Raw genomic sequence first — 26,722 nt, 5'->3', positions numbered from 1 at the left:
CAGGCTGCGATCTTTTGATCTTCAAACAAAAACGCCCGACCTTCACAGGCCGGGCGTTTTGTTTTGCCCTGAAAAATCAGGACTGACTGGTTGGCGTCGACGGAGTCGATGCTGCAGTCGGGGTCGCTACCGGGGTCGGTGCAGCGGCGGAGTTCGACGTGCTGGCCGGGGTTGCCGGGGTTGCAGGCTTGGCTGCCGGAGCGGCGGCTTTTGGCGCGGCCGGCTTTTTCACTGCCGGTTTTTTCGCCGCAGCCGGTTTGGCCGCAGGTTTGGCAGCCGGTTTGGCGGCAGCGGTTTTCGCTACTGGCTTGGCGGCTGGTTTGGCCGCGGACTTGGCCGCAGGTTTCGCAGCGGCTTTGGCAGCAACCGGTTTCGCGGCAGCTTGGCAGCGGGTTTGGCAGCCGCCGTTTTAGCAGCAGGCTTGGCGGCAGCGGTTTTTGCCGCTGGCTTGGCCGCAGCTTTGGCAGCTGGTTTCGCAGCCGCTTTAGCCAGTGGCTTGGCGGCGGTTTTGGCTGCCGGTTTGGCCGCTGCGGTTTTCGCCGCGACCGGTTGGGTTTTCAGACCGGTGAGTTTCTCGATCTGCTTGGTCAGGGTTTCGACCTTGCTGTGCAGCGCTTTGACTTCATTGCGGCTAGGCACACCCAGGCGCGAAATCGCGCTGTTCAGGCGCTTGTCGAAAGCCCCTTCCAGCTCGTCCCACTTGCCCAGTGCACGATCTTTCACGCCGCTGATGCGCGACTTGGCCGACGAAGCGGAGTCCTTGGCGGCATCGACTTTCTTGCCGACTGCAGACTTGGTGAGCTTCTCGGCTTTCTCGCCGTCTTTGACCAGTGACTCGAAGAGCTTGCTGCCGTCAGTGTCGATCTTCGAGTACACGCCTAAACCAGCCAGCCAGATTTTGCGGGAGTAGTCTTCGACTTTCCCAATCCACGAGCTGCCTTCTTTATCGGTGTTCTTTTTACCAGCCATCCCGTTCTCCTTAAGATTTACGCGCGACGCGTTCGAGCAATGCCGTCAGCTCATCGAGCTTAGCAGAGAGTGTCTCAACGTCATGTTTAGACGGAATGCCGATACGATTCAAGGCGCTTGCCACACGGGAGTCGAACGCCTTCTCGACCTTGTCGAGCTGAACTTCGACACGACCTTTGAACGAGCTGACTTCACCCTTGGCTTCATCGATCTCGGCGTTGGCGGCTTCAAGTTTTTCGGTGACGGCTTTTTTGCCTTTCTTTTCAACAGTTTGACCAGCCTTGATCAACTCTTGAAAGTAGTCGCTGCCCTCTTGGCCGACCTTGGCGTAGGCACCCAGGCCTGCCAGCCAGATCTTGCGGGCATAGGATTTGACGTCGCTCAGAGCAGAAGTCGAAGCGTCGATTTTTTTCTTCAGAATGACTTTGGCCATGGTGCACCTCACGCGCAGAAGGTTTGAGGAACTGCCCGCAGATGTGTCGGGCTCAGGCACAAAGTAGGGAGAAAAATTAGAAACGGCACCCTAACAACTGACATAAACAGTCTGCAGGACAAACACGAACCCTTGTGGGAGCGGGCTTGCCCGCGATGAGGCCGGCACATCCAGAATTTTCGTTATCTGACCCAACGCCATCGCGGGCAAGCCCGCTCCCACAGCGATTCGGGATTGAGAAAAACCGCGATCAGACCAGCGCTTTATCCAGCGCCTTCTCGATCTCGGCTTTGATCATGCCGCTCATGGCCGACATCATGATGCCCAGCTCCACATCGACACGGATCGAATCGTCAGCCACATGCACCGCGCCTTTCACGCCCGAGCGCTTGAGGTTCAGGGTGTCGCCCGACCACTGCGGCTCCAGGCCATATTGATCAGAGAGTTTCTGCGCCAGCTTGTCGGCCTTCTCGCGGGCGGCTTCCTTGCCCAGGCTGTGGGCACGCCCAACACTGATTTTGGCCATTGAATGACTCCTGCTTGATGAATGGGTGTCGGTAAATCTTGACCGCGTCTGCGGCAAATCGTCCCGAAGGTTGCCCATCTTACCTTTAGCCATTCCAAGACAAAGCATGGCTTGGGGATTAGAATGTCGCGCATTCTCTTTTGGTGACAGCGATATGACTGATCAGCGCAAAGGCAGCGATGCCGAACCCACCACTCACTTCGGCTTCAAAAACGTTCCGGAAAGCCAGAAAGCGGAAAAAGTCGCTGAGGTTTTCCACTCGGTAGCCGCGAAATACGACCTGATGAACGACCTTCTGTCGGGCGGCATGCACCGTCTGTGGAAGCGTTTCGCGATCGAACTGTCCGGTGTGCGTGCAGGCAACCGCGTGCTCGACATCGCCGGCGGCACCGGTGACCTGACCAAAAAGTTCTCGCACCTCGTAGGCCCGACCGGCCAGGTGGTGCTGGCCGACATCAACGAATCCATGCTCAAGGTCGGTCGTGACCGCCTGCTGGATCTGGGTGTGTCGGGCAACGTCGAATTCGTCCAGGCCGATGCGGAAAAGCTGCCGTTCCCGGATAACCATTTCGACTGCGTGACCATCGCCTTCGGCCTGCGCAACGTGACGCATAAAGAAGACGCCCTGCGGTCGATGCTGCGCGTGCTCAAGCCCGGCGGCCGTCTGCTGGTGCTGGAATTCTCCAAGCCGACCAACGCACTGATGTCCAAGGCGTACGACGCCTACTCGTTCGCCTTCATGCCGTTGATGGGCAAGCTGATCACCAACGACTCGGAAAGCTATCGCTACCTGGCCGAATCGATCCGCATGCACCCGAATCAGGAAACCCTGAAATCGATGATGGTCGACGCCGGTTTCGACCGTGTGACCTATCACAACATGACCGCAGGCATCGTCGCCCTGCACCGCGGCATCAAGCCCTGATGTTGCTCACCGGGCTGCTCGCCAGCGTCGAACTCGGCCTCAACCGGGTGCTGCGTCTCGACAGCACGGCGCTGCCGCGGCTGGCGCATCTGACTGGCAAAGTGATTGCCGTGGATTGCCGCAGCCCGGCGCTGCAATTGTTCATCCTGCCCAGCGATGAGGGCCTGATGCTCGCCTCGCACTGGGAAACCGGCGTCGACTGTACCCTGCGCGCGCCCGCTTCCAGCCTGGTGAAACTGGCCGTGAGCAAAGACAAGACCGCGGTGCTGCACGCCCCGGAAGTCGAGCTCGACGGTGACAGCGGCGTGCTGCTGGAACTGGCCGGGGTGCTGCAGGACCTCGAGCTGGACTGGGAGTACGAACTCTCGCGCTGGCTCGGCCCGGTCGCCACGCAACTGATTGGCGGTCACCTGCGCAGCCGCGCGCGCTGGTATCAGCAAGGATTTGCCAGCCTCAACCAGAACCTCGCCGAATACCTCGCCGAAGAATCGCGCACCCTCGTCGGCCAGCGCGAAGCCGAAGCGCGGTTCAGCGAACTGGACCGGATCAAACTTGATCTGGAACGTCTCGAGGCGCGTTTCGAGCGCCTTTCCCGATCCCTCGACCCAAGCGATAACGCATGAAGCTGCTTGCCGTCCGCCGTCTGTTGCGCATCCAGCGCGTCGTGATCCGCTACCGCCTCGATGACCTGCTGTTCGAGTTGCCGTTGCCCTGGTTTCTCCTGGCGCTGCGCTACGTGCTGCCGTGGCGCTGGTTCCCGCGCAAACCGCTGGAGCTGAACCGTGGCGCGCGCCTGCGTCTGGCGCTGCAGGATCTGGGGCCGATCTTCATCAAGTTCGGGCAGATTCTCTCGACCCGTCGCGACCTGCTGCCGGAAGACATCGCCGATGAGCTGATGCTGCTGCAGGACCGTGTGCCGCCGTTCGATTCGCAGCTGTCGATCAAGTTGATCGAAGAGCAACTGGGCAAGAAAATCAGCGACGTGTTCAGCCGCTTTGACGTCGAACCGCTGGCCTCGGCCTCGGTGGCGCAGGTACATGCTGCACAGCTGAAAACCGGCGAAGAAGTGGTGGTCAAGGTGATCCGCCCAGGCCTGAAACCGGTGATTGCCCAAGACCTGGCGTGGCTGTTCATCCTCGCCCGCGCCGCCGAAAAGATCTCCGCCGATGCCCGCCTGCTGCACCCGGTGGACGTGGTGCAGGACTACGAAAAAAACCATCTACGACGAACTCGACCTGCTGCGCGAGGCGGCGAATGCCAGCCAGCTCAAGCGCAACTTCGAAGGCTCGCCGCTGCTCTACGTGCCGCAAGTCTATTGGGACTGGTGCCGGCCGAAAGTGCTGGTCATGGAGCGCATCTACGGGATTCAGGTAACGGATCTGGCGACCCTCGCCGACCAGCGCACCGACATGAAAATGCTCGCCGAACGCGGCGTGGAGATCTTCTTCACCCAGGTGTTCCGCGACAGTTTCTTCCACGCCGACATGCACCCGGGCAACATCTTCGTCAGCACCGTCAACCCGTGGAGTCCGCAGTACATCGCGATCGACTGCGGCATCGTCGGCAGTCTGACCCCGGAAGACCAGGACTACCTGGCGCGCAACCTGTTCGCCTTCTTCAAGCGCGACTACCGCCGCGTCGCGCAATTGCACATCGATTCGGGCTGGGTGCCGGCGGAAACCAAACTCAACGAATTCGAAGCGGCGATCCGTACCGTGTGCGAGCCGATCTTCGAAAAACCGTTAAAAGATATTTCATTTGGCCAGGTGCTGATGCGCCTGTTCCAGACCGCGCGACGCTTCAACATGGAAGTGCAGCCGCAGCTGGTGCTGCTGCAAAAGACCTTGCTGAATATCGAGGGCCTCGGCCGTCAGTTGTACCCGGATCTGGATCTGTGGAACACCGCGCAGCCGTTCCTTGAGCGCTGGATGCGCGAGCGCGTCAGCCCCAAAGCCTTGATCGGCAACGTGCAGAGCCAGTTCGAACAGCTGCCGCACCTGGCCAACATGGCCCGTGACCTGCTCGAACGCATGTCTCAACCGCACGCCTACGACCCGCCGCCCCCCGTGGCACAAACGCAAGGACGACTGGTTCCTGCGCCTGCTCGGCAGTGCGCATCTGGCCGGCGGTACCATCCTCGCCGCCGGCGGCCCGCTGCACGAACTGGGGCATTGGCCGGCCGGAATCATGGTGGCCGTCGGCTTGTATCTGGTCGTTCGCCGATAGCCAGTTCGCTGATCGGCTGGCACACTGTTTCAACGCCTGAACCCGACTATTGAAGTGCGGGTTCGCTGTCGGAGTCGAAGATGAAAAACTGGCTGGACGAGATCAAGTGGGACGCCGATGGCCTGGTGCCGGCGATTGCCCAGGATCACAAGACCGGACGCGTGCTGATGATGGCCTGGATGAACCGCGAAGCGCTCGAGCTGACCGCTGCGGAAAACCGTGCAATCTACTGGTCACGTTCCCGTGGCAAGCTGTGGCGCAAGGGCGAAGAGTCCGGCCACGTACAGACCCTGCATGAAATGCGTCTGGACTGTGACGCCGACGTGATCATCCTGATGGTCGAACAGATTGGCGACATCGCTTGCCATACCGGCCGCCAAAGCTGCTTTTACCGCGTCTTCGAAAACGGCGACTGGAAAACGGTCGACCCGGTTCTGAAAGACCCGCACGCCATTTATTCCGCAGGACAATAGGATGTGTCATCAGTCATTTACTGAGCTGCGTTGCCGGCTGAAAGCGCGCCAGGCAAGGCGCAGGCCGCAGGGAATGTCTTTTCCTTGCCAAGGCCTGCAACGCAGCATGGCGCGCTTTCAGCCGGCAACCCTGAGGGCCGGGCCTGATTTTGTGCAGGGCTGCGTTACTCGTCGTTTATTTGAAATGCCAAACTACACTCCTCGCGCCTTGCCCTGCACAAAATCAGGCTCCGGCGCAGCTCAGGAAATGACTGATGACACATCCTCCCATGAGTGACACCCTGACCCGCCTCGCTCAGGTACTTGAAGAGCGCAAAGGCGCAGCGGCCGACAGCTCATATGTAGCTAGTCTGTATCACAAGGGCCTGAACAAGATTCTGGAGAAAGTCGGCGAAGAGTCGGTCGAAACCATTATTGCCGCCAAGGACGCCGCCATCAGCGGTGACTGCAGCGATGTGATCTACGAGACTGCCGACCTGTGGTTCCACAGCATGGTCATGCTCGCCCAACTGGGGCAGCATCCGCAGGCCGTGCTGGATGAACTGGATCGCCGCTTCGGCCTGTCCGGACACGTCGAGAAAGCCTCGCGTCCGTCCGCCTGAACAATTTTTAGAGAGGAACAGCAACATGGGCATTTTTGACTGGAAACACTGGATCGTCATTCTGGTAGTCGTGGTGCTGGTGTTCGGCACCAAGAAACTGAAAAACCTCGGCACCGACGTCGGTGAGTCGATCAAGGGTTTTCGCAAAGCCATGAACGACGATGAGAAACCCGCCGCCGATCCGACCGTAACGCCTGCGCAGCCGGTACCACCGGTGCAGCCGCAAGCCTCCGCTCAGGCCAACCCGCCGCACACCATCGACGTGCAGGCGCAGAAAGTCGAAGAGCCGATCCGCAAAGACGTGTGAGCACTGACTAATGTTTGGTATCAGCTTCTCTGAACTGCTGCTCGTCGGCCTCGTCGCCCTGCTGGTGCTGGGCCCCGAGCGTCTGCCGGGCGCTGCGCGCACCGCCGGCCTGTGGGTCGGCCGGCTGAAGCGCAGCTTCAACGCGATCAAACAGGAAGTTGAACGTGAAATCGGTGCCGACGAAATCCGCCGGCAACTGCACAACGAACACATCCTGTCGCTGGAGCAGGAGGCGCGGAAGATTTTCACGCCGGTTCAGCAGGAGCCGACGCCGGTTGAGCATGTGGGTGAGCAGACGACTCATGCGCCAGCCGCGCCAGCTGTAACAGCTCCGACACCTGCACCTGCCGCCGCTGTAGCGCCGCCAGCCCCCGTGCCGACTGCTACAGAAACTTCGGTTGAACACGTATCTCCAACCGCCGCGCCGATCACACCTGCGCCTCACGACACCACTTTGCCGCCGCGAGCCCCATGAGCGATCTCCCCGAAAACGACCAGCACATGCCGCTGGTATCGCACCTCACCGAGTTGCGCACCCGCCTGCTGCGTTGTGTAGCGGCGGTGTTCATCATCTTCGCCGGGTTGTTCGCGTTCACCCAGCAGATCTACACCTTCGTCTCGACGCCGCTGCGCCAGTACCTGCCGGCCGGTGCGACGATGATCGCCACGGATGTGTCGTCACCGTTCCTGACGCCGCTGAAGCTGACGATGATGGTCTCGCTGTTCCTCGCGATTCCGGTGATCCTGCACCAGATCTGGGGTTTCATCGCGCCGGGCCTGTACAAGCATGAGAAACGCGTCGCCGTGCCGCTGCTGGTGTCGAGCATCCTGCTGTTCTACACCGGCATGGCGTTCGCCTATTACTTCGTGTTCCCGCTGATCTTCAAGTTCTTCGCCGCGGCCACCCCGGCCGGCGTGGAAATGATGACCGACATCACCAGCTACCTCGACTTCGTGATGACGCTGTTCTTCGCCTTTGGCGTCGCGTTCGAAATCCCGGTGGCCGTGGTGCTGCTGGTGTGGATCGGCGTGGTCGACGTCAAATACCTGAAGAAGATCCGTCCGTACGTGATCATCGGCTGCTTCGTGGTCGGCATGATCCTCACGCCGCCGGACATCTTCTCGCAGACCCTGCTGGCCGTGCCGATGTGGATGCTGTTTGAAATCGGCATTCTGTTCGGCAGCCTGGTCAGCAAACGCGAACGCCCGGACGAAACGCCGGCTGACGATCACAACGACCAGCCGCCAGCGACCCAGGCATGAACCTGCTGTTGCTCGAAGAGGCCGACTTCATCGCGGCCGACCGCGTCGTGCTGCGTGACCGGCGCCTGACGCACATGCAGGAAGTGCATCGATCCGAAGTCGGCGACAGCCTGCGCGTCGGGCGCATCAATGGGCTGATGGGTTCGGCTGAACTGCTGCGCCTCGAGGCCGGCGAAGCCGAGTTGCGCGTCAGCCTCGATCAACCGCCACCGGCCAAGCTGCCGCTGACGCTGGTACTGGCCCTGCCGCGGCCGAAGATGTTGCGTCGGGTGTTCCAGACCGTGGCGACCATGGGCGTGTCGAAGGTGATTCTGGTCAACAGCTACCGCGTCGAGAAGAGTTTCTGGCAGACGCCGTTTCTGGAGCCGGAGGCGATTCGCGAGAATTTGATCCTCGGCCTCGAACAGGCCCGCGATACCGTGCTGCCGGACATCATCATCGAGAAGCGCTTCAAGCCGTTCGTCGAAGATCGACTGCCTGCGATAACCGAAGGCACCCTCGGCCTGGTCGGCCATCCCGGCAATTTTCCGCCGTGCCCGCGCGCGTTGAGCGAACCGGTAACGCTGGCGATCGGCCCCGAAGGTGGCTGGATTCCTTACGAGATCGACTTGCTTGCCAAGTCCGGCCTGCAACCGGTGCAACTGGGCGAGCGCATCCTGCGCGTCGAAACCGCCGTCACCGCCCTCCTCGCCCGCCTGTTCTGACACACCTCTCCCTGGAGGAGCTGCCGCAGGTGCGATCTTTTGATTCTTGTTTTTTTAACAAGCAAGATCAAAAGATCGCAGCCTTCGGCAGCTCCTACAGGGGATTGGTTGCATGCGGCAATCGGTCATATTGCGCTTGAACAATAAAGAAAGCCGAAACGCGGTCGTTACAGTGCAAAGTCTCAGATATTTATCGAATAAGGACGTCTCCATGTCGCTCAGACAACTTTCCATTCAATGGAAAATCACCCTGCTCGCCGGCCTGTGCCTGGCGGGCATCGTGACCCTGCTGGTGGGTCTTTCGCTGTACCGCATGGAGCACAGCTCCGAGCTGGTGAAGGCGTCGAGCATGGAGATGCTGACCGAGTCGGCCCAGGCGCGCATTGAATCGCAAGGCGAAGTGCAGGCTGCCGGGATTCGCCAGCAGTTCATGGACGCCTATCAGTACGGTCACGGTTTTTCGCGTCAGGTGCTGTTCCTGCGCGAGCAGGCCGAGAAGCGCTTTCTCGACGCCTTCGACCTGCGCGAAGACATGACCCGTCAGGTCAAGTCCGCGCTGCAGGCCAATCCGGACCTGCTCGGCCTGTCGCTGGTGTTCGAAGCCAACGCGCTGGACGGCAAGGATGAGCTGTTCGCCGGTCAGGCCGAGCTGGGCAGCAACGACAAGGGCCGCTTCGCCCTCTACTGGTCGCAGCCGACTCCCGGCAAAGTCACCTCGATGGCCCTGCCGGAAAGCGACATGACCGATACCAGCACAGGCCCCAGCGGTCAGGCGGCCAATGCCTGGTTCACCTGCCCGCGCACCACGCTCAAACCGTGCGTGATCGAACCGTACTTTTATGTGATCGACGGCCAGAACGTGCTGATGACCAGCATCGTCTTTCCGCTGATGGTCAACGGCAAAGTCATCGCCTCGCTGTCGGTGGACATCAATCTCAACAGCCTGCAGGCGATCAGTCAGGGCGCGAGCAAAAAACTCTACGACGGCCAGACCGCCGTGAGCATCATCAGCCCCACCGGCCTGCTCGCCGGTTACAGCCCGGACGCCAGCAAGCTGAGCAAACGTCTGGATGCCGTGGACACCGTCAGTGGCGCCGAACTGCTGCGTCAACTCGGCGCCAGCAGCAGCGTCAGCAGCCTGCACAGCAACGGCCAGTTGAAAGTGCTGTCGCCGTTCCAGCCGATCCCCGGCGGCCCGTCGTGGGGCGTGTTGCTCGACGTGCCGGAAAAGGTGCTGGTCAGCCGCGCCGAAGCACTCAAGCAGCAACTGGATGCGAGCAACCACTCCGGCACCCTGATCGAACTGAGCCTCGGCGTGCTTGCGGCGCTGATCGGCCTGTTGCTGGTGTGGCTGATGGCACGCAGTGTGACCAGACCGATCCTCGGCGTGGCCAACATGCTTGAAGACATTGCCAGTGGCGAAGGCGATCTGACCCGCCGCCTGGCCTACGACAAAAAAGATGAACTCGGCCAATTGGCCGGCTGGTTCAACAAATTCCTCGACAAGTTGCAACCGATCATCGCCGAAGTGAAACGCTCGGTGCAGGACGCGCGCAACACCGCCGACCAGTCCTCGGCCATCGCGACTCAGACCAGCGCCGGCATGGAGCAGCAATACCGTCAGGTCGATCAGGTCGCCACCGCATCCCACGAAATGAGCGCCACCGCGCAGGATGTTGCGCGCAGTGCTGCGCAAGCCGCCGAAGCGGCCAAAGACGCCGACCGCGCCACCCGTCAGGGTCTGACCGTGATCGACCGCACCACCGCGAGCATCGACACCCTCGCCGCCGACATGAGCGCAGCGATGGTGCAGGTCGAAGGCCTGGCCGCCAACAGCGAGAAGATCGGTACGGTGCTGGAAACCATCCGCGCCATCGCCGAACAGACCAACCTGCTGGCGCTCAACGCGGCAATCGAAGCGGCGCGTGCCGGTGAAGCCGGGCGCGGGTTCGCCGTGGTCGCCGACGAAGTGCGCAACCTCGCCCGCCGCACGCAAGAGTCGGTGGAAGAAACCCGTCAGGTCATCGAGCAACTGCAGACCGGCACCCAGGATGTGGTCGGTTCGATGGGCAACAGCCATCGTCAGGCGCAGGGCAGTGTCGAGCAGGTCGGTCAAGCGGTGACCGCACTGCGCCAGATCGGCGATGCAGTGACGGTGATCAGCGACATGAACCTGCAAATCGCCAGCGCGGCGGAAGAACAGAGCGCGGTGGCCGAGGAGATCAACAACAACGTGGCGACCATTCGCGACGTGACCGAGTCGCTGTCCGGACAGGCCAATGAGTCGGCGCGGGTGAGCCAATCGCTGAACAGTTTGGCGAATCAGCAGCAGAGTCTGATGGATCAGTTCCGGGTCTGACTGCATCACCCTCGCCTGTAGGAGCTGCCGCAGGCTGCGATCTTTTGACTTTGATTTTTTAAAAACCAAGATCAAAAGATCGCAGCCTTCGGCAGCTCCTACAGGGCTTATGCATTACTCAGTCATTTCTGCAGGCCAAAAAAAACGCCCCGAACCAGTCGGGGCGTTTTTATGTGCGGCTCAGCAGAAGGGAATTACTTGCCTTCCCAGCGCTTCAGCACGAGGGTGGCGTTGGTGCCACCGAAGCCGAAGCTGTTGCTCATCACGGTGTTGATGGTGGCGTTCTCGCGGGTCTTGGTCAGCACCGGCAGATCGGCCACTTCAGGGTCCAGCTCGTCGATGTTGGCGGAGCCGGCGATGAAGTTGCCTTCCATCATCAGCATGCAGTAGATCGCTTCGTGAACGCCAGCGGCGCCCAGGGAGTGACCGGACAGGCTCTTGGTCGAGCTGATCGCAGGCGCCTTGTCGCCGAACACTTCGCGCACACCTTTCATTTCCGCGACGTCGCCGACCGGAGTCGAAGTGCCGTGGGTGTTCAGGTAGTCGATCGGGGTGTCGACGGTGGACATTGCCATCTGCATGCAGCGGATCGCGCCTTCGCCGCTTGGGGCAACCATGTCGTAGCCGTCGGACGTCGCGCCGTAGCCAACGATTTCGGCGTAGATCTTGGCGCCACGGGCCAGCGCATGTTCCAGCTCTTCAACCACGACCATGCCGCCACCGCCAGCGATGACGAAACCGTCACGGTCGGCGTCGTAGGCGCGGGAAGCTTGTTCCGGGGTGTCGTTGCGCTTGCTGGACAGGGCGCCCATCGCGTCGAACAGGAACGACTGGCTCCAGTGCTCTTCTTCACCGCCACCGGCGAAGACGATGTCCTGCTTGCCCATCTGGATTTGTTCCATGGCGGTACCGATGCAGTGAGCACTGGTGGCGCAGGCAGACGCGATGGAGTAGTTCAGGCCCTTGATCTTGAACGGCGTGGCCAGGCATGCGGAAACGGTGCTGCTCATGGTCCGCGTTACACGGTATGGGCCAACGCGTTTCACGCCTTTCTCGCGCAGGATGTCCAGCGCTTCCATCTGGTTCAGGGTCGACGCGCCGCCGGAACCGGCGATCAGGCCGGTACGCGGGTTGGACACTTGCTCTTCGGTCAGGCCGGAGTCAGCAATGGCGTCTTTCATGGCCAGGTAGGCGTAAGCCGCTGCATGGCCGACGAAACGATAGATCTTGCGATCGATCAGTTCTTCAAGGTTGAGGTCGATGGAGCCGGAAACCTGGCTACGCAGACCCATTTCAGCATATTCCGGGTTGAACCGGATGCCAGGGCGGCTTGCACGCAGGTTAGCGGAGACGGTCTCTTTGTCATTGCCCAGGCACGAAACAATGCCCAGACCAGTGATAACGACGCGGCGCATGCGAATAACCCTTAGAAGTTGTCAGTGGAGGTGAACACGCCGACGCGAAGGCCTTCGGCGGTGTAGATTTCGCGACCGTCGACAGTCACCGAACCGTCGGCGATGGCCAGGTTCAGCTTGCCCTTGAGGACGCGTTTGATATGAATGTTGTAGGTGACTTTCTTGGCGGTCGGCAGGACCTGGCCGAAGAATTTCACTTCGCCTGAACCCAGCGCACGGCCACGGCCCGGCAGGCCTTGCCAGCCCAGGAAGAAGCCGACCAGTTGCCACATGGCGTCCAGACCGAGGCAGCCCGGCATCACCGGATCGCCTTCGAAGTGGCACGCGAAGAACCACAGGTCAGGGTTGATATCCAGCTCGGCGACCAATTCACCTTTGCCGTACTTGCCGCCTTCTTCGCTGATCAGGGTGATGCGATCCACCATCAGCATGTTCGGGGCGGGCAGTTGCGCGTTACCTGGGCCGAACAGCTCACCGCGACTGCAGCGCAGCAGGTCTTCCCGAGTAAAGGCGTTTTGTTTGGTCATGCGAGCTCCTCAATAATCCCATGCGGCAGGTGGGGCAAATCTTCCCGGCCGATCGACGCGTTCATGCCTCGTACCGGCAGCCTACTCATAGACTATTGCGTTGTGGTGAAAGTCACAGCACCAAGGACATGAATGTACACTTGTGCACTGAAATTTTTATTCAAGCCTCTTTTGAGGCTCGTTCGGGTGCCTAAGACTGCCGCACTTTCGCTTTTCACGCCAGTCGCAGATGGTCGAAAAACCGTCACTACTGCACCCAGCGCTGCAGAATCTGTTGTAGGTCATTGCGTTTGAACGGCTTCGCCAGGTAATCGTTCATGCCCGCCGACAGGCAGGTTTCGCGGTCGCCCTGTAGCGCGTTGGCGGTCAGGGCGATGATCGGCACCTCGCCGCGTCCAGGCAGTTGGCGAATCTGCCGGGTCGCCTCATAGCCGTCGATGATCGGTAGCCGGCAGTCCATCAGAATCACTTCGAACTCATTGCCCTCAGCGCTGCGTACCGCCTGCGCGCCATCGGTGGCGACGCTGACGGTGAAGCCAAGGCTGCGCAGCATCGCCTCGATCACGGTCTGGTTGACCGGATTGTCCTCCACCAGCAACACATGGCGCCCCTCGCCATGCCCGTTGCCATTGGCCGCGCGCGGTGCCGCCAGCGGCGGCAATGTCTGCTTATATAAGGCCAGCGGGATTTCCAGGGTGAACACCGAGCCCAGGCCTTCTTCACTTTGCGCGCGCAACGTCCCGCCCATGCGTTCGGCCAGGGTGCGGGCGATCGGCAGGCCGAGGCCGGTGCCGCCATAGCGCCGGGAAATCGAACTGTCAGCCTGCTGGAAGGCGTTGAACATCAACTCCAGACTTTCCGAGGAGATGCCGATGCCGCTGTCACGCACCGAACAGGTGAACCACAGCAGTTCGTGATCCAGCGACTGCCATTGCGCTTCGATACTGACCCGGCCACGCTCGGTGAACTTCAAGGCATTGCCCACCAGGTTAACCAGAATCTGCCGGATCCGCGTCGGGTCACCTTGCACCTGCATGTCGCGCATGTCCTCGGGGATCCGCAGGTTCAGGGCCAAGCCGCGCTGCACCGCGCTGTGCTGGAACGACTGGGCGCAAGCGCCGATCAGGTCGGCCAGGTTGAATGGAATGTGCTCAAGCTCCAGCTCCGAACGTTCGATCCGCGAGAAGTCGAGGATGTCGTTGATGACTTTCAGCAGATGTTCGGTCGACTCCGAAGCGAGCGCCGCGTACTCGATCTGCTCCTCGGTCATGTCCGTGGTTTCCAGCAACTGCAACATGCCCAGCACACCATTCATGGGCGTACGCAGTTCGTGGCTCATCATCGCCAGGAAATCGGATTTGGCGTTGTTGGCCTTTTCCGCTTCCTCGCGGGTCTGGATCAGTTGCGCCATCGCCTGATGCTGTTCGCGACTGGCCTGCTCCAGTGCCTGGGCGAGGTTGTTGATGTGCTGCGACAGGGCGCCCAGTTCCGTGTCATCGACAATCGGCAGCGGGGTCTTGTAGTCGCCTTGCTGAATTGCCTTGACCGCGTTGCCGATATCGCGGATCGGCGCCGACAGGCTGCCGGCCAGACGCCGCGCCAGCACAAACGTGAAGAGCAGGGCGAACAACGCCAGAATCCCGGCCTTGAACAGAATTTCCTGCTGACGCTGACTGAAGGCATCGTTGGACAGGCCGACGATCACCCGACCCAGATAGTCCTCGCTGGTCACGTTATTGCTGGCTTTGGCGTCGTGGAAAAAATCACTGTTGAGGGCGATCCGTTGCAGGCGCACCGGGGCCTGAAACACCTCGACCTGATGCGGGCGGTTGTGCGCGTCGGCGGCCTGTTCTACGTAGGCCAGGATCCGGTTGGCGCTGTCCTGTACTTCCAGAAAACGCACGTTTGGTGTGGCCAGGGTCGCTTTGAGCAGGCTTTCCAGCACTTCGTTGTTGCCGGAAATCACTCCGTACTCGGTGGCGGGCGCCAGTTGGTTGGCGATCAGTTGCCCGGTGTGATTGAGCTCCTGCCGCAAATCCTGAATCCGCACAAAGGTAAAGAAACTGATCAGCAGCAGCGTAAGCAGCAGGGCCGGGCCGAGGCTGATCAATTGCGTGCGGGTGTTGATGTCCCAGCGGCGACGCAGATTCATGGGTGGCTTTCTCCTTCAGCCAACTGGCGGGCGACAGACGCTTCATCGATTGGCTCGATACCCAGGGAACGAGCGACCTGCGCATTACTTGAGACCTTGAAGCGATCGGGGTAGAGCGCGCGCGGCCATGTTGCCGGGGGACGGTCCAGTAACCCGTCAAGGATCGCCAGCCAGTCGGGCTGATCGCTGTAAGTGCTGGCGAGGCTGCCGGCACGCACGAACGCAACGTTCGGCCCGATCAGTGCCACTTGCCGGGAGTAACTGCTGAGCAACAGGTTTTTCACGGTTTTCGGGTTGTACAGGTCGGGGTCGTCGAGGCCCAGCAGCACCTCGCTGTTTCTCAGCACGCCTTGCAACGGGCGACTGTCCTGGGTGTTGTCCCAGCGCTGGCTGACGATTTGCAGATTCAGCGGCGCTGCGGCCTGATGCAGCTCCTTGAGCAAGAATTCGCTGTGCTGGTCGAACAGCACGCCGACCCGCCGCACCTGCGGCAGAATTCGCCGAATCAATTGCAGTTGCCGCCCCAGCGGCGGATCGCTCCACAGCAGACTCAAGTGCGGTGGCTGTGCGGCACCCAGGCGTTTGCGCGCTTGCAGACGACTGATGCGCAACACCAGCGTCGGCGGCCCCTGGGACTCCTGCAGGCGCCAGTCGAGACTGGGCAGATCGAGCAGAATCATCCGCAAATTGCCCGGCAACTTGCCCGGCGCCGGCAGGCTGGCCAGCGGTTGAAACCGCACGTTGTCAGTGGGGCGCAGCTCGCTCAGGGCCTGGACGAAGGCTTGCACCCCGGGGCTTTCTTCGGCGCCGGTCAACAGGATATCGGCGGCTTGCACCGCCACGCCGTGCAGCCACGCGGTCAAGAACAGACAGGCACCCGCCAGCCAGTGGCCAAGGGTGGGCGTCTTGTTTGCCGTGGCGTAGCGCACCCTAGAACTCCAGCTCGGCGCTGAAATACAGCACCCGGCGCTCGTCGTACTGGTTGTCGACGAAAGTGGTCGGCTGGTTGTCGAGCCGCTGCTGCAGCACGCCGGCCAGTTGCAGTTGCGCCTTGCCCAGCGGGATGCGTTTGGCGATGCGCGTGTCGACCCGCTCGAAACGATAGCCGTTAAGCGCGTTGTCGCCGTAATAGAAGAGGGCGCTGTTCCAGCCATGGCCCCAATCGCGCAGCCAGCCGGCAGAGCCGCTGTTGCGTGAGGTGAATTGCTGATCCAGCGGATTGCTCGCCTCGGCATCGACGTAGGCATAAGTGAAGCGCAGGCGGTCGATCATGCTCAGGCGCCAGTCGAGCTGGGTTTCAGTGCCGCGAAAGCGTGAGCTGTTGGCGTTGCTGGCGATGTACTGGTTGTTACGCAGCGGCTCGCTGATCATTCCGGTGATTTCGTCGTAGAACAGCTTCACGTCCACGGCCAGCCCCCACTCGGCGAAATAGCCGTTGTAGCCCAACTCGCGCGAACGCATGTGTTCCTGATCGAGATTGCCCGGGCCACGGGTCTTGACGAAGTAGCGCGCCGAAGACTGGCCATAGGCGGACGGCCGCAGGTTGCTCACCTGATAGCTCCAGTTGACGTTGTTCTCGAACATGTCCGGCGAGCGGATCGCCTCCGAGTACACCGCGCGCAGGCCATGGCGTGGGTTGATCAGGTAGTTGACGGCGAACCGGGGCGTCAGCGAACTGCCGATCAGTTGGGTGTTTTCAAACATGGCGCCGCCCTGCAACAGCCAGTGTTCACTGGCGCGCCACTCCAGTTGGCCGAACGCGCGCCAGGTGGTGTCGTCCAGCGTGCCGTTGAAGTAGGTCTCGGAGTCGGCCCGGTCGTAACGATAGTTCATGCCGCTGACCAGTCGCAGGCTGTCGGACAGGCTGAGGGTGTCCTGCAATTCCAGATCGTAGCGCGACTCGCGGGCGCTTTGGTCGATGTCGCCACACAAGGTCTGGCTGGCACCGTTGCGCCATTGATCCAGCACTTGATTGGCCAGAGCCATTTCCTGTGGCGTTCCGGCTTCCGGACCGGGGCCGGTGAAACGGGTGATGTTGCGCGCCAGGCGTTCGGTGTAGTTCGGGTTGAGCTGCCACAGCTGTGTCAGTTGCGGGCTGAACGACACTTCGGCATCACAGGCGCGCCATACTTGCTGGCGATCCCAGTGCTGCGCCGAGCCTTGTATATAAAGGCTGTGTTGCGGATTGATGTCGAGACTCCAGCGCACCGAGCCGGCGTAATCCTTGGCGACCACGTCGGAATTGTTCCCGGCAGCGGTAATCCCCGAGAAAACCGGGCGGTAGGTATAAGGGCGCTGGTTGGTACCGTCCTTGGCATTGACCTGCCAGTCGAGGCTCTGGTTGTCGCTCAGGGTCTGGCTGACGGCGAGGCTGAAGCGGTTCAAACGGCGGCTGTCGCGGTAATCGGCGCCGGTGCGGTCGCTGTCGAAGCCATCGTCTTCCTGGCCGGACAGCGACAGGCGCAAGTCGCCGCCGTTCCAGCCCGTACCCTGGCTGGCATAGAAATCGTTAATGCCGCGCTGGCCGCGGGTGTACTTCAGGCGTGTGCCGTGGCTGTCTGCCGGGTTGCGGGTGATGATGTTGACCACCGCCATCAGCGCGTTGGCGCCGTAGCTGACCGTGTTCGGCCCACGGAAAACCTCGATCCGCTCGATGTCTTCCATGGCCACCGGAATATCACTCCAGTCCACCGTGGCCAGGCCTGCGCGGTACACCGAGCGGCCATCGATCAGCACCTGCATGCGTCGCGCTTCGCTGGCATTGGTCCCGTGATAGTTGACCGCCGCCTGATTGCCGCTGATGTTGCCGACCATCATTCCCGGCACCAGCCGCAGCAACTCACTGATGTCGCGGGCGCCACTGGCGTTGATCAGTTCACTGTCGAGTACGGTCATGCTCCCCGGCACTTCCGCCGGTGTCTGTTTCAGGCGTGTGGCCGTCAGCACCTGCGGCAGCGTTTCGCTGTCGACAAACAGGTCGTCCGCCTGCAACACCGGGCTGAACAGCAGCGCCAGCAACAGGGATGAACGTGAAGGGGGAGAGCCAAAAGACACGACACAGCCTTGATCACAAAGAATTGGCGCGCATGTTAACCGAGGACAGTGACTTTTCCAGTCACGATGCTGGCATTTTCCTAGGTTTTATTGGTCTTCTTCCTACAAGTGCCGGTAATTGACGCAGGGGCTGGCCGCGCTCCGGTCGCCCCGTATAATGCCGGCATCGCCACTGGTATGGATTAACGGATTGCATATGACTGAACAGCGCCCGATTGCGGTCCTGGGAGGCGGAAGTTTTGGTACCGCCGTGGCCAATCTTTTGGCCGAGAACGGCCATCAAGTCCTGCAGTGGATGCGCGACCCCGAGCAGGCCGAGGCCATCCGGGTCAATCGCGAGAATCCGCGTTACCTCAAAGGCATCAAGATCCTGCCGGGGGTGACGGCGGTCACCGACCTGCAGGCCACCCTCGACGCCTGCGAGTTGTGCTTCGTCGCGCTGCCGTCGAGCGCCCTGCGCACGGTGCTGGCTGCTCATGCCGAGCGCCTGAGCGGCAAGATGCTGGTCAGCCTGACCAAGGGCATCGAAGCCCACACCTTCAAACTGATGAGCCAGATCCTCGAAGAGATCGCCCCGCAGGCGCGCATCGGCGTACTGTCCGGGCCGAACCTGGCGCGGGAGATCGCCGAGCACGCGCTGACCGCCACGGTGGTCGCCAGCGAAGACGAAGAACTCTGCAAAGCGGTACAGGCTGCGTTGCATGGTCGCACCTTCCGCGTTTACGCCAGTGCTGACCGTTTCGGTGTCGAACTGGGGCGGCGCGTTGAAGAACGTCTACGCGATCATCGCCGGCATGGCGGTAGCGCTCGAGATGGGCGAGAACACCAAGAGCATGCTGATCACTCGCGCCCTGGCCGAGATGACCCGGTTCGCGGTGAACCAGGGCGCCAACCCGATGACTTTCCTCGGTCTGGCCGGGGTCGGTGACTTGATCGTGACCTGCTCGTCACCCAAGAGCCGCAACTATCAGGTCGGGTTTGCCCTCGGTCAGGGCTTGAGCCTTGATGAAGCCGTGTCGCGCCTGGGCGAAGTCGCTGAGGGGGTCAACACCCTGAAAGTGCTCAAGGCCAAGTCCCAGGAGGTTGGCGTGTACATGCCGCTGGTCGCCGGGCTGCATGCGATCCTGTTTGAAGGACGCACGCTGGAGCAGGTGATCGGTCTACTGATGCGGGCCGAGCCGAAAACCGACGTCGACTTTATTTCCACCAGCGGTTTCAACTGATTCAACAGGAAGCGAGCCATGAACGATCCGAAAACCGAAGCCAAGTACGAATCCATCCTCCTGCGGGTGCTGTGGATGATCGTCTACGTGCTGGTCTGGCAAGTGGCGCAGTTCATCCTCGGCGCGGTGGTGCTGGTGCAACTGATCTATCGTTTGATTTACGGCGCGCCGAGCGCCAGCCTGATGAATTTCGGCGACAGCCTGAGCCAGTTCCTTGCGCAGATCGGCCGCTTCGGCAGCTTTCACAGCGACCAGAAACCCTGGCCGTTCGCCGACTGGCCGACCCCGCGTGCCCCGGAAGGCGAGGCGCCGCACACCGTGCCGCCAGCCCCGCATCCGGCCCGCGATGAGGAACCCAAGCTATGAAACTCTGGGTATTGCGTCACGGTGAGGCCGTGCCTTATGGCTCGTGCCCCGACTCCGAACGGGAACTGACCGCGCACGGTCGCCAAGAGGCCTTGAGCAGCGCAGCCCGATTGATCGGTCAGCCGCTGACGGCGATTTACGCCAGCCCTTATCTGCGCGCACAACAGACTGCGCAGATCGTTCGCGAGGCTCTGGGTTTCGAGCCGGAGATCCGCACCGTCGATTGGCTGACGCCGGAGAGCGATCCGGACAAGGTGGCGGATCAGCTGGTGTCGGTGAGCAATGTGCTGCTGGTCAGCCATAACCCGTTGGTGGGCAACCTGCTGAGCTATCTGCAGCATGGCGCCGGGTATCCGCCGGAGAAGGTCAGCACCGCTGGCTTGGCCGAACTGGAAAGTCCTGAGTTGTTGATAGGCTCGATGACCCTCAACAGCCTCAAGCATCCCTAAAAGCAAAAGATCGCAGCCTGCACAGGTCTCTGGTGGAGCTGCCGCAGGCTGCGATCTTTTGATCTTGTTTCTTTTGGTAAAAAATCCAACCAAGCACTTGCTTGGTTGACTACGCTTGCTCCAGACCCAAAAAACAGGAGCGAGTCGCATGTCTGCCGCCTTCCGTTTACCGCTGGACGTATTCTACGAGCGTGAGGCCCGGCACCCGCGCCAGCGTTTTCTGGTGCAGCCCATCGGTGGCGGGCAGGTCGAGACGCTGACCTGGGCCGACATCGGCCATCAGGCCCGTTGCGCCGCGCACTGGCTGCGCGCACGGGAATTGCCGCAAGGCAGCCACATTGCACTGATCTCGAAAAACTGCGCGCACTGGATCATTGCCGATCTGGCGATCTGGATGGCCGGACACGTCTCGGTGCCGCTGTATCCCAACCTCACGGCAGACTCGGTGAATCAGGTCCTGACACATTCGGAAAGCGTGCTGGCGTTCATCGGCAAGCTCGATGACTGGCCGGGCATGTCGGTCGGTGTGCCGGCGGATCTGCCAACCATCAGTCTGCCGCTGCATCCGCCCGGCGAGTTTGATTTCAGTTGGGATGACCTGCAAGGGAGCTCGCCGATCCAGGACGATCCACGCCCGGCGGCCGAACAACTGGCGACCATCATCTACACCTCCGGCACCACCGGGTTGCCCAAAGGCGTGATGCACAGTTTTGCCAATCTGGGCTTTGCCACGACTCGCGGCACGCAACTGTTCGGGCTCAACGAGCAAGACCGCCTGCTGTCGTACCTGCCGCTGTGCCATGTCGCCGAACGAATGTTCGTTGAACTGGCGGCGATTTATACCGGGCAAACCGTGTTCTTTGCCGAAAGCCTCGACACCTTCATCACCGATCTGCAGCGGGCGCGGCCCACGGCGATGTTCGGGGTGCCGCGCATCTGGACCAAATTCCAGATGGGCGTGTACGGCAAGATCCCGGCCAAGCGCCTGGATTTCCTGCTTGGCCTGCCATTCATTGGCAAGCGGGTCGGGCACAAGGTGTTGGCCGGGTTAGGCCTTGATGCCTTGCGCGTTGCCCTGTCCGGTGCGGCACCGGTGCCGCAGACCCTGCTCGGCTGGTATCAGAAACTCGGCCTCGATGTGCTGGAGGTGTATGGCATGACCGAGAGTTGCGGCTATTCGCACATCTGCCTGCCGGGTCAGTACAAGCAAGGCTGGATCGGCAAGCCGTGCCCGGAGGTTGAGGTGCGAATCGACGAGTCCGGTGAGGTGCAGGTGCGCAGTCAGGCGAACATGCTTGGCTATTTCAAGGAGCCGCAGAAAACCGCCGAGACCCTCACCGAGGACGGCTTCCTGCGTACTGGTGACAAGGGCGAACAGGATGCCGAGGGGCGCTTGCGCCTGACCGGCCGGCTCAAGGAAATCTTCAAGACCAGCAAGGGCAAATACGTGGCCCCGGCGCCGATTGAAAACCGGCTGGCGGTGCATTCGCGGATCGAACAGGTCTGTGTCGTCGGTGATGGCCTGAGTGCCCCGCTGGGCTTGTGCGTGCTGTCGAACGTCAATCAGGAGGAGGCGCGGGCGAGTCTGCATTCGAGCCTGGAGAAGCTGCTCGAAGAGGTCAACGCCGTGCTCGACAAGCACGAACGCCTGCGCCGGCTGGTGGTGGTCAAGGACAGCTGGGCGGTGGAAAACGGCTTTCTCACGCCGACCTTGAAGATCAAGCGCAACGTCATCGAAGACACTTATGGCGCGCGGTTTGAAGAATGGAGCGCGCGCAGCGAGGCGGTGCTGTGGCAGGATTGAGTGACGATCAAAACAACAAAGGAAGCCTGCGATGACCTTGTGGCGCACCACTCCGAACATCGAGCAGTTGAACGCAATCCAGAAAAACACCATCGGCGAAGTGCTGGATATCCGCTTTGAGTCCTTCGACGAAGCGTCGTTGACGGCGAGCATGGTCATCGATCACCGCACCCATCAACCTTATGGTCTGCTGCACGGCGGCGCTTCGGTGGTGCTGGCGGAAACCGTTGGTTCCATGGCCAGTTACCTGTGCATCGATGCCAGCAAATTCTATTGCGTGGGGCTGGAGATCAATGCCAACCATCTGCGCGGTTTGCGCAGCGGGCGGGTGACCGCAGTGGCTTCGCCAATTCACATCGGTCGCACCACGCATGTCTGGGACATTCGCTTGACCAGCGATGAAGGCAAGGCCAGTTGCGTCTCGCGTTTGACCATGGCGGTGGTGCCGTTGGGCGAGCAGCCACCGGCCCGGTGATCTGCTGAAGATAACAAGATCGCAGCCTGCGGCAGCTCCTACAGAATGTAAGCGATTCCCATGCAGGGGCTGGCGCAGCCTGCGATCTTTTGCTTTTCACGACAACTCCACCACCCTTTCTGGCAGTTATGGTCATTGCTGCCGATCCTGGTCTTACGGACAATCAACATCACGTTTCCCGTTCATGGATAAGTCCGCATGTCGCAACCGATCTTTTTCGCCCACGCCAACGGGTTTCCCTCGGGCACCTATGGCAAGTTGTTCGCGGCGCTGGCGCCCGAGTACCGGGTTGCGCATCTGGAGCAGCATGCCCATGACCCGCGTTTCCCGGCGGACGACAACTGGTACAACCTGGTCGACGAACTGATCCACCATTTGCAGCAGCAGGATCAACCGGTGTGGGGCGTCGGCCATTCCTTTGGCGGCGTGTTGCACCTGCACGCCGCATTGCGCTGCCCAGAGCTGTATCGCGGCGTGGTCATGCTCGACTCGCCGGTGCTGACCCGCACTGATCAATGGGTGATCCGCGCGGCCAAGCGCTTCGGCTTCATCGACAGACTGACCCCGGCCGGACGTACGCTGGGGCGACGCGAGGAGTTCGCCGACCTCGACACGGCGCGCAGCTACTTTGCCGGCAAGACCCTGTTTCGCGGTTTCGATCCGGAATGCTTCGATGCCTACCTGCAACACGGGTTGCAGACGGTCGGCGACAAGTTGCGTCTGCGCTTCGACCCGGCCACCGAAATCAGCATCTATCGCGGCGTGCCGCACACCAGCCCGGGCCGTACGCGCCAATTGCAGGTGCCGCTGGCCGTGGTGCGTGGTCACAAGAGCCGGGTGGTCATGCGTCATCACACGCGGTTCGTCGGGCGCCTGCCCCAGGGTGAAGCCCTGAGCATGCCCGGCGGACACATGTTCCCGCTCGAACGTCCGCAAGACACCGCGCGCCTGCTCAAAGAGCTGTTTACGCGTTGGGAGCGCCGCCTACAGAAGGACTGCGCATGAGCCCGACCTTCGAAGAAGTGCGCCTGAGCCTGCCGCATATCGAACTGGCGGCGCACTTGTTCGGCCCCGAGGACGGTCTGCCGGTGATCGCCCTGCATGGCTGGCTCGACAACGCCAACAGCTTCGCGCGCCTGGCGCCGAGGCTCAAAGGCCTGCGCATCATTGCCCTGGACATGGCCGGGCATGGGCATTCCGGGCATCGTCCGAACGGCGCCGGTTATGCGCTGTGGGATTACGCTCACGATGTGCTGCAGGTTGCCGAGCAACTGGGCTGGAAGCGCTTCGGCCTGCTCGGGCATTCGATGGGCGCCATCGTTTCGCTGGTGCTGGCCGGTTCGTTGCCGGAGCGCATCAGCCATCTGGCGCTGATCGATGGAGTGATTCCGCCTACAGACAAAGGTGAAAACGCTGCCGAGCGCATGGGCATGGCCCTGCAGGCGCAGCTGGACCTGCGTGACAAGCGCAAACCGGTCTACAACACCCTCGATCGTGCCATCGAAGCGCGGATGAAAGGGCTGGTGGCGGTCAGTCGCGAAGCCGCCGAACTGCTGGCGCAACGCGGTTTGATGCCGGTGCCCGGCGGTTATACATGGCGCACTGATAATCGGCTGACTCTGCCATCGCCGTTGCGCCTGACTCAGGAGCAGGCGATGGCGTTCGTCCAGCGCATCACCTGTCCGGCGCAACTGGTGGTCGCCGCCGACGGCATGCTGGCCAGACATCCGGAGTTGCTGGAGCGTCTACCCTTTAGCCAGGAACAGCTGGCGGGCGGGCATCATTTGCACCTGAACGATGAGTCCGGTGCCGACCTTGTCGCAGACTGTTTCAATCGCTTCTTCGCCATTCCTTGACTTGCACCGGGCAACTGTCGAGGCTGGGCGGGTTGAAATGGGAGACAAACACGATGGATTTCTATACCGCTGCGACCCCGACCCGCCAAGCCATGCCGATCCGATGAGCCTGACTATGCGGTCACTCAGTCTGTTGGCGCTGTGCTGTTTCAGTCCCGTTCTCTTCGCTGCCGATGTGCCAGGCAGCCAGGATCTGCAGATCGTGCCGCGCCTGGCCGATGCGCAGATTGTCGACTATCGCCCTCCGGTGGAGCTCGAGCGGATCTATCCGCTGGGCTCGATTCGCAAGATCAGCGGCCAGTTGCGCTTCGACGGCCAGGTCACCGCGCGCGGCCAGACCACTTCGGTCACCTATGAATTGCCCCCGGAGCACTCCGCCACCGAAGCCTTCACTGCTGCTCGCGAAGCCCTGCAAAAGCAGGACGCCGAGTTGCTGTTCTGGTGCCAGGCCCGCGACTGCGGCGAAAGCAGCCTGTGGGCCAATGAAGTGTTCGGCAATGCCAAGCTGTACGGTGCCGACGAGCAACAGGCCTATCTGCTGTTGCGTCTGGCTGCACCGAAGGACAACACCCTGGTGGCGCTCTACAGCATCACCCGCGGTAATCGCAAAGCCTACCTGCATGTCGAACAGTTCGAAGCGGGCGCGCCGTTGGGCGAGTTGCTTCCGACGTCGGCGACGCTGTTGCGACAGCTCAAAAGCACCGGCGAACTGGACTTTCCCAAGCTGACCGGGGACCCGGATGACACCTGGCTACGACTGATTTCCCGTGGCTTGAACCTCGACACCACCCAGCGCGTGACGATTTCCGGGCCGAAGGCCGAGGCCTGGCGTCAGGCATTGATCGGTCAGGGCGTGCGCGCGGCGCGGATGGAGGCGGGGAGCGCCGACGGCGCTGGCCTGCGCATTGATCTGTTGCGATAAGCTGCATCGTACGTGCAAGCGGGGGCGTGTTCGCCTACGCTTTGACCGACTGACCTCTTCGAGACTTTACATGCTCAATAATGATCGGCTGTTGGTGCAGATTCTCCTGCTGGTGCTGTTTGGTGCCAGCCTGTGGGTGATGGCGCCGTTCTGGTCGGCGCTGTTCTGGGGGGCGGTGCTGGCGTTCGCCAGTTGGCCGCTGATGCGTCTGTTGACCCGTTGGCTCAATGGCCGCGAATCACTTGCTGCGGCTATTTTGACCCTTGGCTGGATGCTGCTGGTGGCGGCGCCACTGGTGTGGCTGGGGTTCAACCTGGCCGATCACGTGCGCGATGCCACGGCGTTCATCAAGGATGTACAGGTCGACGGCCTGCCGGAAGCACCGGCCTGGCTCGGCAGCGTGCCGCTGGTCGGCGAGCGGCTGGTCGGGGTCTGGAACAGCATCGATCAGCAGGGCGCCGCGCTGATGGTGTCGATCAAGCCGTATCTGGGGCAGGTCGGCAACTGGTTGCTGGCGCGCAGTGCGCAGATCGGCGGCGGGATTCTCGAGCTGACCCTGAGCATTGTCTTCGTGTTCTTTTTCTATCGCGACGGGCCGCGACTGGCGGCATTTGTGCACGGTCTGCTGGAGCGGCTGATTGGCGAGCGGGCCGGGTATTACATCGAGCTGGTGGCCGGTACCGTGCAGCGGGTGGTCAACGGAGTGATCGGTACGGCAGCGGCGCAGGCGATTCTGGCGTTGATCGGGTTCCTGATTGCCGGCGTTCCGGGGGCGCTGGTGTTGGGGATCGTGACGTTCCTGTTGAGCCTGATTCCAATGGGGCCGCCGTTGGTGTGGATTCCGGCGACGGCCTGGCTGGCGTGGAAGGGCGAGTACGGGATGGCGGTGTTTCTCGGGATCTGGGGCACGTTCATCATCAGTGGCGTGGATAACGTGTTGAAGCCTTATCTGATCAGCCGGGGCGGGAATCTGCCGTTGGTGATTGTGTTGCTTGGGGTATTTGGCGGGTTGATTGCGTTTGGGTTTATCGGGCTGTTTATCGGGCCTACGTTGTTGGCGGTGGCTTATAGTTTGTTGACGGATTGGAGCAAGAGTCAGGCTCGGGTTTAGATTTGGCTGGGGTGGTTTGACTTGGCGGCCTCTGGGCCGACCATGCTCCTGGGGTTTTGGGTGTTTATCCGTTGCTTCGGGTGTTGCGGCTGGCGGTTTCGCCCTTACGGCGAGTCACTTTTGCAGACGCCCAAAAGTAACCAAAACGCTGGGCCCCGGCGTACGGCCCTCGCTCAGGCTCGGGTTCCTTCGTTGCGGGGTTTATCCGGGGGCATCGCCTCCGGTTTGCTTCGCTGCACCTGCTCTCGATGCCTTTTGCTTCGCCAAACGGTCGCTGCGCTCCCACCCCCGGATAAACCCCTCCACTCAGCCTGCCGAAGGGGCCGGCACGGCAAGATCAAGAGCTGCAGCCGAGCTAACGCTCATCCTGTGTAGGAGCTGCCGGAGGCTGCGATCTTTTGATCTTGATCTTGATCTTGTCGGAGCTGGCTTGCCAGCGATGGCGGCCTGACAGCCGACCTGGATCTAACTGAATCCACTCAGTCCTTGTGGGAGCTGGCTTGCCAGCGATGGCGGCCTGACAGCCGACCATGTTCTGGCTGAATGCACTCAATTTACCTGTGGGAGMKAGCCTGCTCGCG

The 26,722-nt window shown here is 61.4% G+C and carries 24 protein-coding genes and 4 pseudogenes; 20 read left to right on the top strand and 8 right to left on the bottom strand.

What is annotated here, in order from left to right; all coding sequences use genetic code 11:
- Positions 1 to 76: 76 nt before the first annotated feature.
- The 3 genes and pseudogenes from HT737_RS07520 to HT737_RS07510 form a co-directional block, all read right to left on the bottom strand.
- A pseudogene (locus HT737_RS07520) lies at positions 77 to 969 on the bottom strand (phasin family protein).
- A gap of 10 nt (positions 970 to 979) precedes the next feature.
- Positions 980 to 1,402: a phasin family protein gene (locus tag HT737_RS07515; RefSeq protein ID WP_041074948.1), complete on the bottom strand. Its 423-nt coding sequence runs from the start codon at positions 1,400 to 1,402 to the stop codon at positions 980 to 982.
- A 250-nt stretch (positions 1,403 to 1,652) separates the two neighbouring features.
- The gene (locus HT737_RS07510; RefSeq protein WP_182402046.1) at positions 1,653 to 1,928 is read right to left on the bottom strand and encodes a polyhydroxyalkanoic acid system family protein; all 276 of its coding nucleotides are present in this window, start codon (positions 1,926 to 1,928) and stop codon (positions 1,653 to 1,655) included.
- Between the two features lie 154 nt (positions 1,929 to 2,082).
- On the opposite strand from HT737_RS07510, the gene ubiE reads away from it, so the two are divergent.
- The 11 genes and pseudogenes from ubiE (at position 2,083) to HT737_RS32635 (ending at position 10,787) form a co-directional block, all read left to right on the top strand.
- The gene (ubiE, locus tag HT737_RS07505) at positions 2,083 to 2,853 is read left to right on the top strand and encodes a bifunctional demethylmenaquinone methyltransferase/2-methoxy-6-polyprenyl-1,4-benzoquinol methylase UbiE (RefSeq protein ID WP_007961779.1); all 771 of its coding nucleotides are present in this window, start codon (positions 2,083 to 2,085) and stop codon (positions 2,851 to 2,853) included.
- Positions 2,853 to 3,476, top strand: a complete 624-nt coding sequence (locus HT737_RS07500; protein ID WP_003220855.1) for an SCP2 domain-containing protein — start codon at positions 2,853 to 2,855, stop codon at positions 3,474 to 3,476. Before ubiE ends, HT737_RS07500 begins: the two co-directional genes overlap by 1 nt.
- Positions 3,473 to 5,079, top strand: a pseudogene (ubiB, locus tag HT737_RS07495) (ubiquinone biosynthesis regulatory protein kinase UbiB). Before HT737_RS07500 ends, ubiB begins: the two are co-directional and overlap by 4 nt.
- A gap of 80 nt (positions 5,080 to 5,159) precedes the next feature.
- Positions 5,160 to 5,552: a phosphoribosyl-AMP cyclohydrolase gene (gene hisI / locus HT737_RS07490; RefSeq protein ID WP_095667753.1), complete on the top strand. Its 393-nt coding sequence runs from the start codon at positions 5,160 to 5,162 to the stop codon at positions 5,550 to 5,552.
- Positions 5,553 to 5,821: 269 nt separating this feature from the next.
- Positions 5,822 to 6,154 (top strand): phosphoribosyl-ATP diphosphatase, encoded by a 333-nt coding sequence (locus HT737_RS07485; protein WP_003220849.1) that lies wholly within the window; start codon positions 5,822 to 5,824, stop codon positions 6,152 to 6,154.
- Positions 6,155 to 6,179: 25 nt separating this feature from the next.
- On the top strand, positions 6,180 to 6,461 hold the full coding sequence (locus HT737_RS07480) for a twin-arginine translocase TatA/TatE family subunit (protein ID WP_095667754.1): 282 nt from the start codon (positions 6,180 to 6,182) through the stop codon (positions 6,459 to 6,461).
- Positions 6,462 to 6,471: 10 nt separating this feature from the next.
- Complete coding sequence (gene tatB / locus HT737_RS07475; RefSeq protein ID WP_182402044.1) at positions 6,472 to 6,936, top strand: Sec-independent protein translocase protein TatB; 465 nt, start codon at positions 6,472 to 6,474, stop codon at positions 6,934 to 6,936.
- Positions 6,933 to 7,724 (top strand): twin-arginine translocase subunit TatC, encoded by a 792-nt coding sequence (gene tatC, locus HT737_RS07470; protein ID WP_047290879.1) that lies wholly within the window; start codon positions 6,933 to 6,935, stop codon positions 7,722 to 7,724. Before tatB ends, tatC begins: the two co-directional genes overlap by 4 nt.
- Positions 7,721 to 8,428, top strand: coding sequence for a 16S rRNA (uracil(1498)-N(3))-methyltransferase (locus HT737_RS07465; protein ID WP_041071512.1), 708 nt, complete (start codon positions 7,721 to 7,723; stop codon positions 8,426 to 8,428). Before tatC ends, HT737_RS07465 begins: the two co-directional genes overlap by 4 nt.
- A gap of 112 nt (positions 8,429 to 8,540) precedes the next feature.
- Positions 8,541 to 9,929: pseudogene (locus HT737_RS32640) on the top strand (HAMP domain-containing protein); the annotation flags it as partial.
- Positions 9,930 to 10,031: 102 nt separating this feature from the next.
- Positions 10,032 to 10,787 (top strand): methyl-accepting chemotaxis protein, encoded by a 756-nt coding sequence (locus HT737_RS32635; RefSeq protein WP_371262551.1) that lies wholly within the window; start codon positions 10,032 to 10,034, stop codon positions 10,785 to 10,787.
- Positions 10,788 to 10,981: 194 nt separating this feature from the next.
- Here the strand turns inward: HT737_RS32635 and fabB are convergent, their stop codons facing one another.
- From fabB to HT737_RS07435, 5 genes are all read right to left on the bottom strand, one after another.
- Positions 10,982 to 12,202: a beta-ketoacyl-ACP synthase I gene (gene fabB, locus HT737_RS07455; RefSeq protein ID WP_003227152.1), complete on the bottom strand. Its 1,221-nt coding sequence runs from the start codon at positions 12,200 to 12,202 to the stop codon at positions 10,982 to 10,984.
- 11 nt (positions 12,203 to 12,213) lie between these two features.
- A complete protein-coding gene (fabA, locus tag HT737_RS07450; RefSeq protein ID WP_003227150.1) occupies positions 12,214 to 12,729 on the bottom strand; it encodes a 3-hydroxyacyl-[acyl-carrier-protein] dehydratase FabA in 516 nt (171 codons plus the stop codon).
- 247 nt (positions 12,730 to 12,976) lie between these two features.
- Entirely contained in the window at positions 12,977 to 14,881 is a 1,905-nt protein-coding gene (locus HT737_RS07445; protein ID WP_182402042.1) for a response regulator, read from the bottom strand.
- Positions 14,878 to 15,810 carry an ABC transporter substrate-binding protein gene (locus tag HT737_RS07440; RefSeq protein WP_182402040.1) on the bottom strand — a complete coding sequence of 311 codons (933 nt, stop codon included), beginning with the start codon at positions 15,808 to 15,810 and terminating at the stop codon, positions 14,878 to 14,880. Before HT737_RS07440 ends, HT737_RS07445 begins: the two co-directional genes overlap by 4 nt.
- 1 nt (position 15,811) lies before the next feature.
- Entirely contained in the window at positions 15,812 to 17,935 is a 2,124-nt protein-coding gene (locus HT737_RS07435) for a TonB-dependent receptor (protein WP_182402038.1), read from the bottom strand.
- Between the two features lie 196 nt (positions 17,936 to 18,131).
- Here HT737_RS07435 and HT737_RS07430 point away from each other — a divergent pair.
- The 9 genes and pseudogenes from HT737_RS07430 to HT737_RS07390 all read left to right on the top strand — a co-directional run bounded on the left by HT737_RS07430 (position 18,132) and on the right by HT737_RS07390 (position 26,141).
- Positions 18,132 to 19,158 (top strand): annotated as a pseudogene (locus HT737_RS07430) (NAD(P)H-dependent glycerol-3-phosphate dehydrogenase).
- An 18-nt stretch (positions 19,159 to 19,176) separates the two neighbouring features.
- On the top strand, positions 19,177 to 19,524 hold the full coding sequence (locus tag HT737_RS07425; protein ID WP_047600374.1) for a DUF4389 domain-containing protein: 348 nt from the start codon (positions 19,177 to 19,179) through the stop codon (positions 19,522 to 19,524).
- Positions 19,521 to 19,973, top strand: coding sequence for a phosphohistidine phosphatase SixA (gene sixA / locus HT737_RS07420; RefSeq protein ID WP_041067483.1), 453 nt, complete (start codon positions 19,521 to 19,523; stop codon positions 19,971 to 19,973). Before HT737_RS07425 ends, sixA begins: the two co-directional genes overlap by 4 nt.
- Before the next feature lie 148 nt (positions 19,974 to 20,121).
- Positions 20,122 to 21,777, top strand: coding sequence for an AMP-binding protein (locus HT737_RS07415; RefSeq protein WP_182402034.1), 1,656 nt, complete (start codon positions 20,122 to 20,124; stop codon positions 21,775 to 21,777).
- Positions 21,778 to 21,808: 31 nt separating this feature from the next.
- Positions 21,809 to 22,252: a hotdog fold thioesterase gene (locus HT737_RS07410; protein ID WP_083368209.1), complete on the top strand. Its 444-nt coding sequence runs from the start codon at positions 21,809 to 21,811 to the stop codon at positions 22,250 to 22,252.
- Positions 22,253 to 22,450: 198 nt separating this feature from the next.
- Positions 22,451 to 23,257, top strand: coding sequence for an alpha/beta fold hydrolase (locus HT737_RS07405; RefSeq protein ID WP_121186678.1), 807 nt, complete (start codon positions 22,451 to 22,453; stop codon positions 23,255 to 23,257).
- Entirely contained in the window at positions 23,254 to 24,108 is an 855-nt protein-coding gene (locus HT737_RS07400) for an alpha/beta hydrolase (RefSeq protein ID WP_182402032.1), read from the top strand. The genes HT737_RS07405 and HT737_RS07400 overlap by 4 nt, the downstream gene beginning before the upstream one ends.
- A gap of 115 nt (positions 24,109 to 24,223) precedes the next feature.
- The gene (locus HT737_RS07395) at positions 24,224 to 25,030 is read left to right on the top strand and encodes a DUF4892 domain-containing protein (protein ID WP_121186676.1); all 807 of its coding nucleotides are present in this window, start codon (positions 24,224 to 24,226) and stop codon (positions 25,028 to 25,030) included.
- Positions 25,031 to 25,100: 70 nt separating this feature from the next.
- Entirely contained in the window at positions 25,101 to 26,141 is a 1,041-nt protein-coding gene (locus HT737_RS07390) for an AI-2E family transporter (protein WP_047295744.1), read from the top strand.
- Positions 26,142 to 26,722: the final 581 nt, after the last annotated feature.

This window comes from Pseudomonas sp. MD195_PC81_125 (assembly GCF_014060985.1).
GTDB classification, from domain to species: Bacteria; Pseudomonadota; Gammaproteobacteria; order Pseudomonadales; family Pseudomonadaceae; genus Aquipseudomonas; species Aquipseudomonas parakoreensis.
This window is presented reverse-complemented; position numbering and strand designations above follow the sequence as displayed.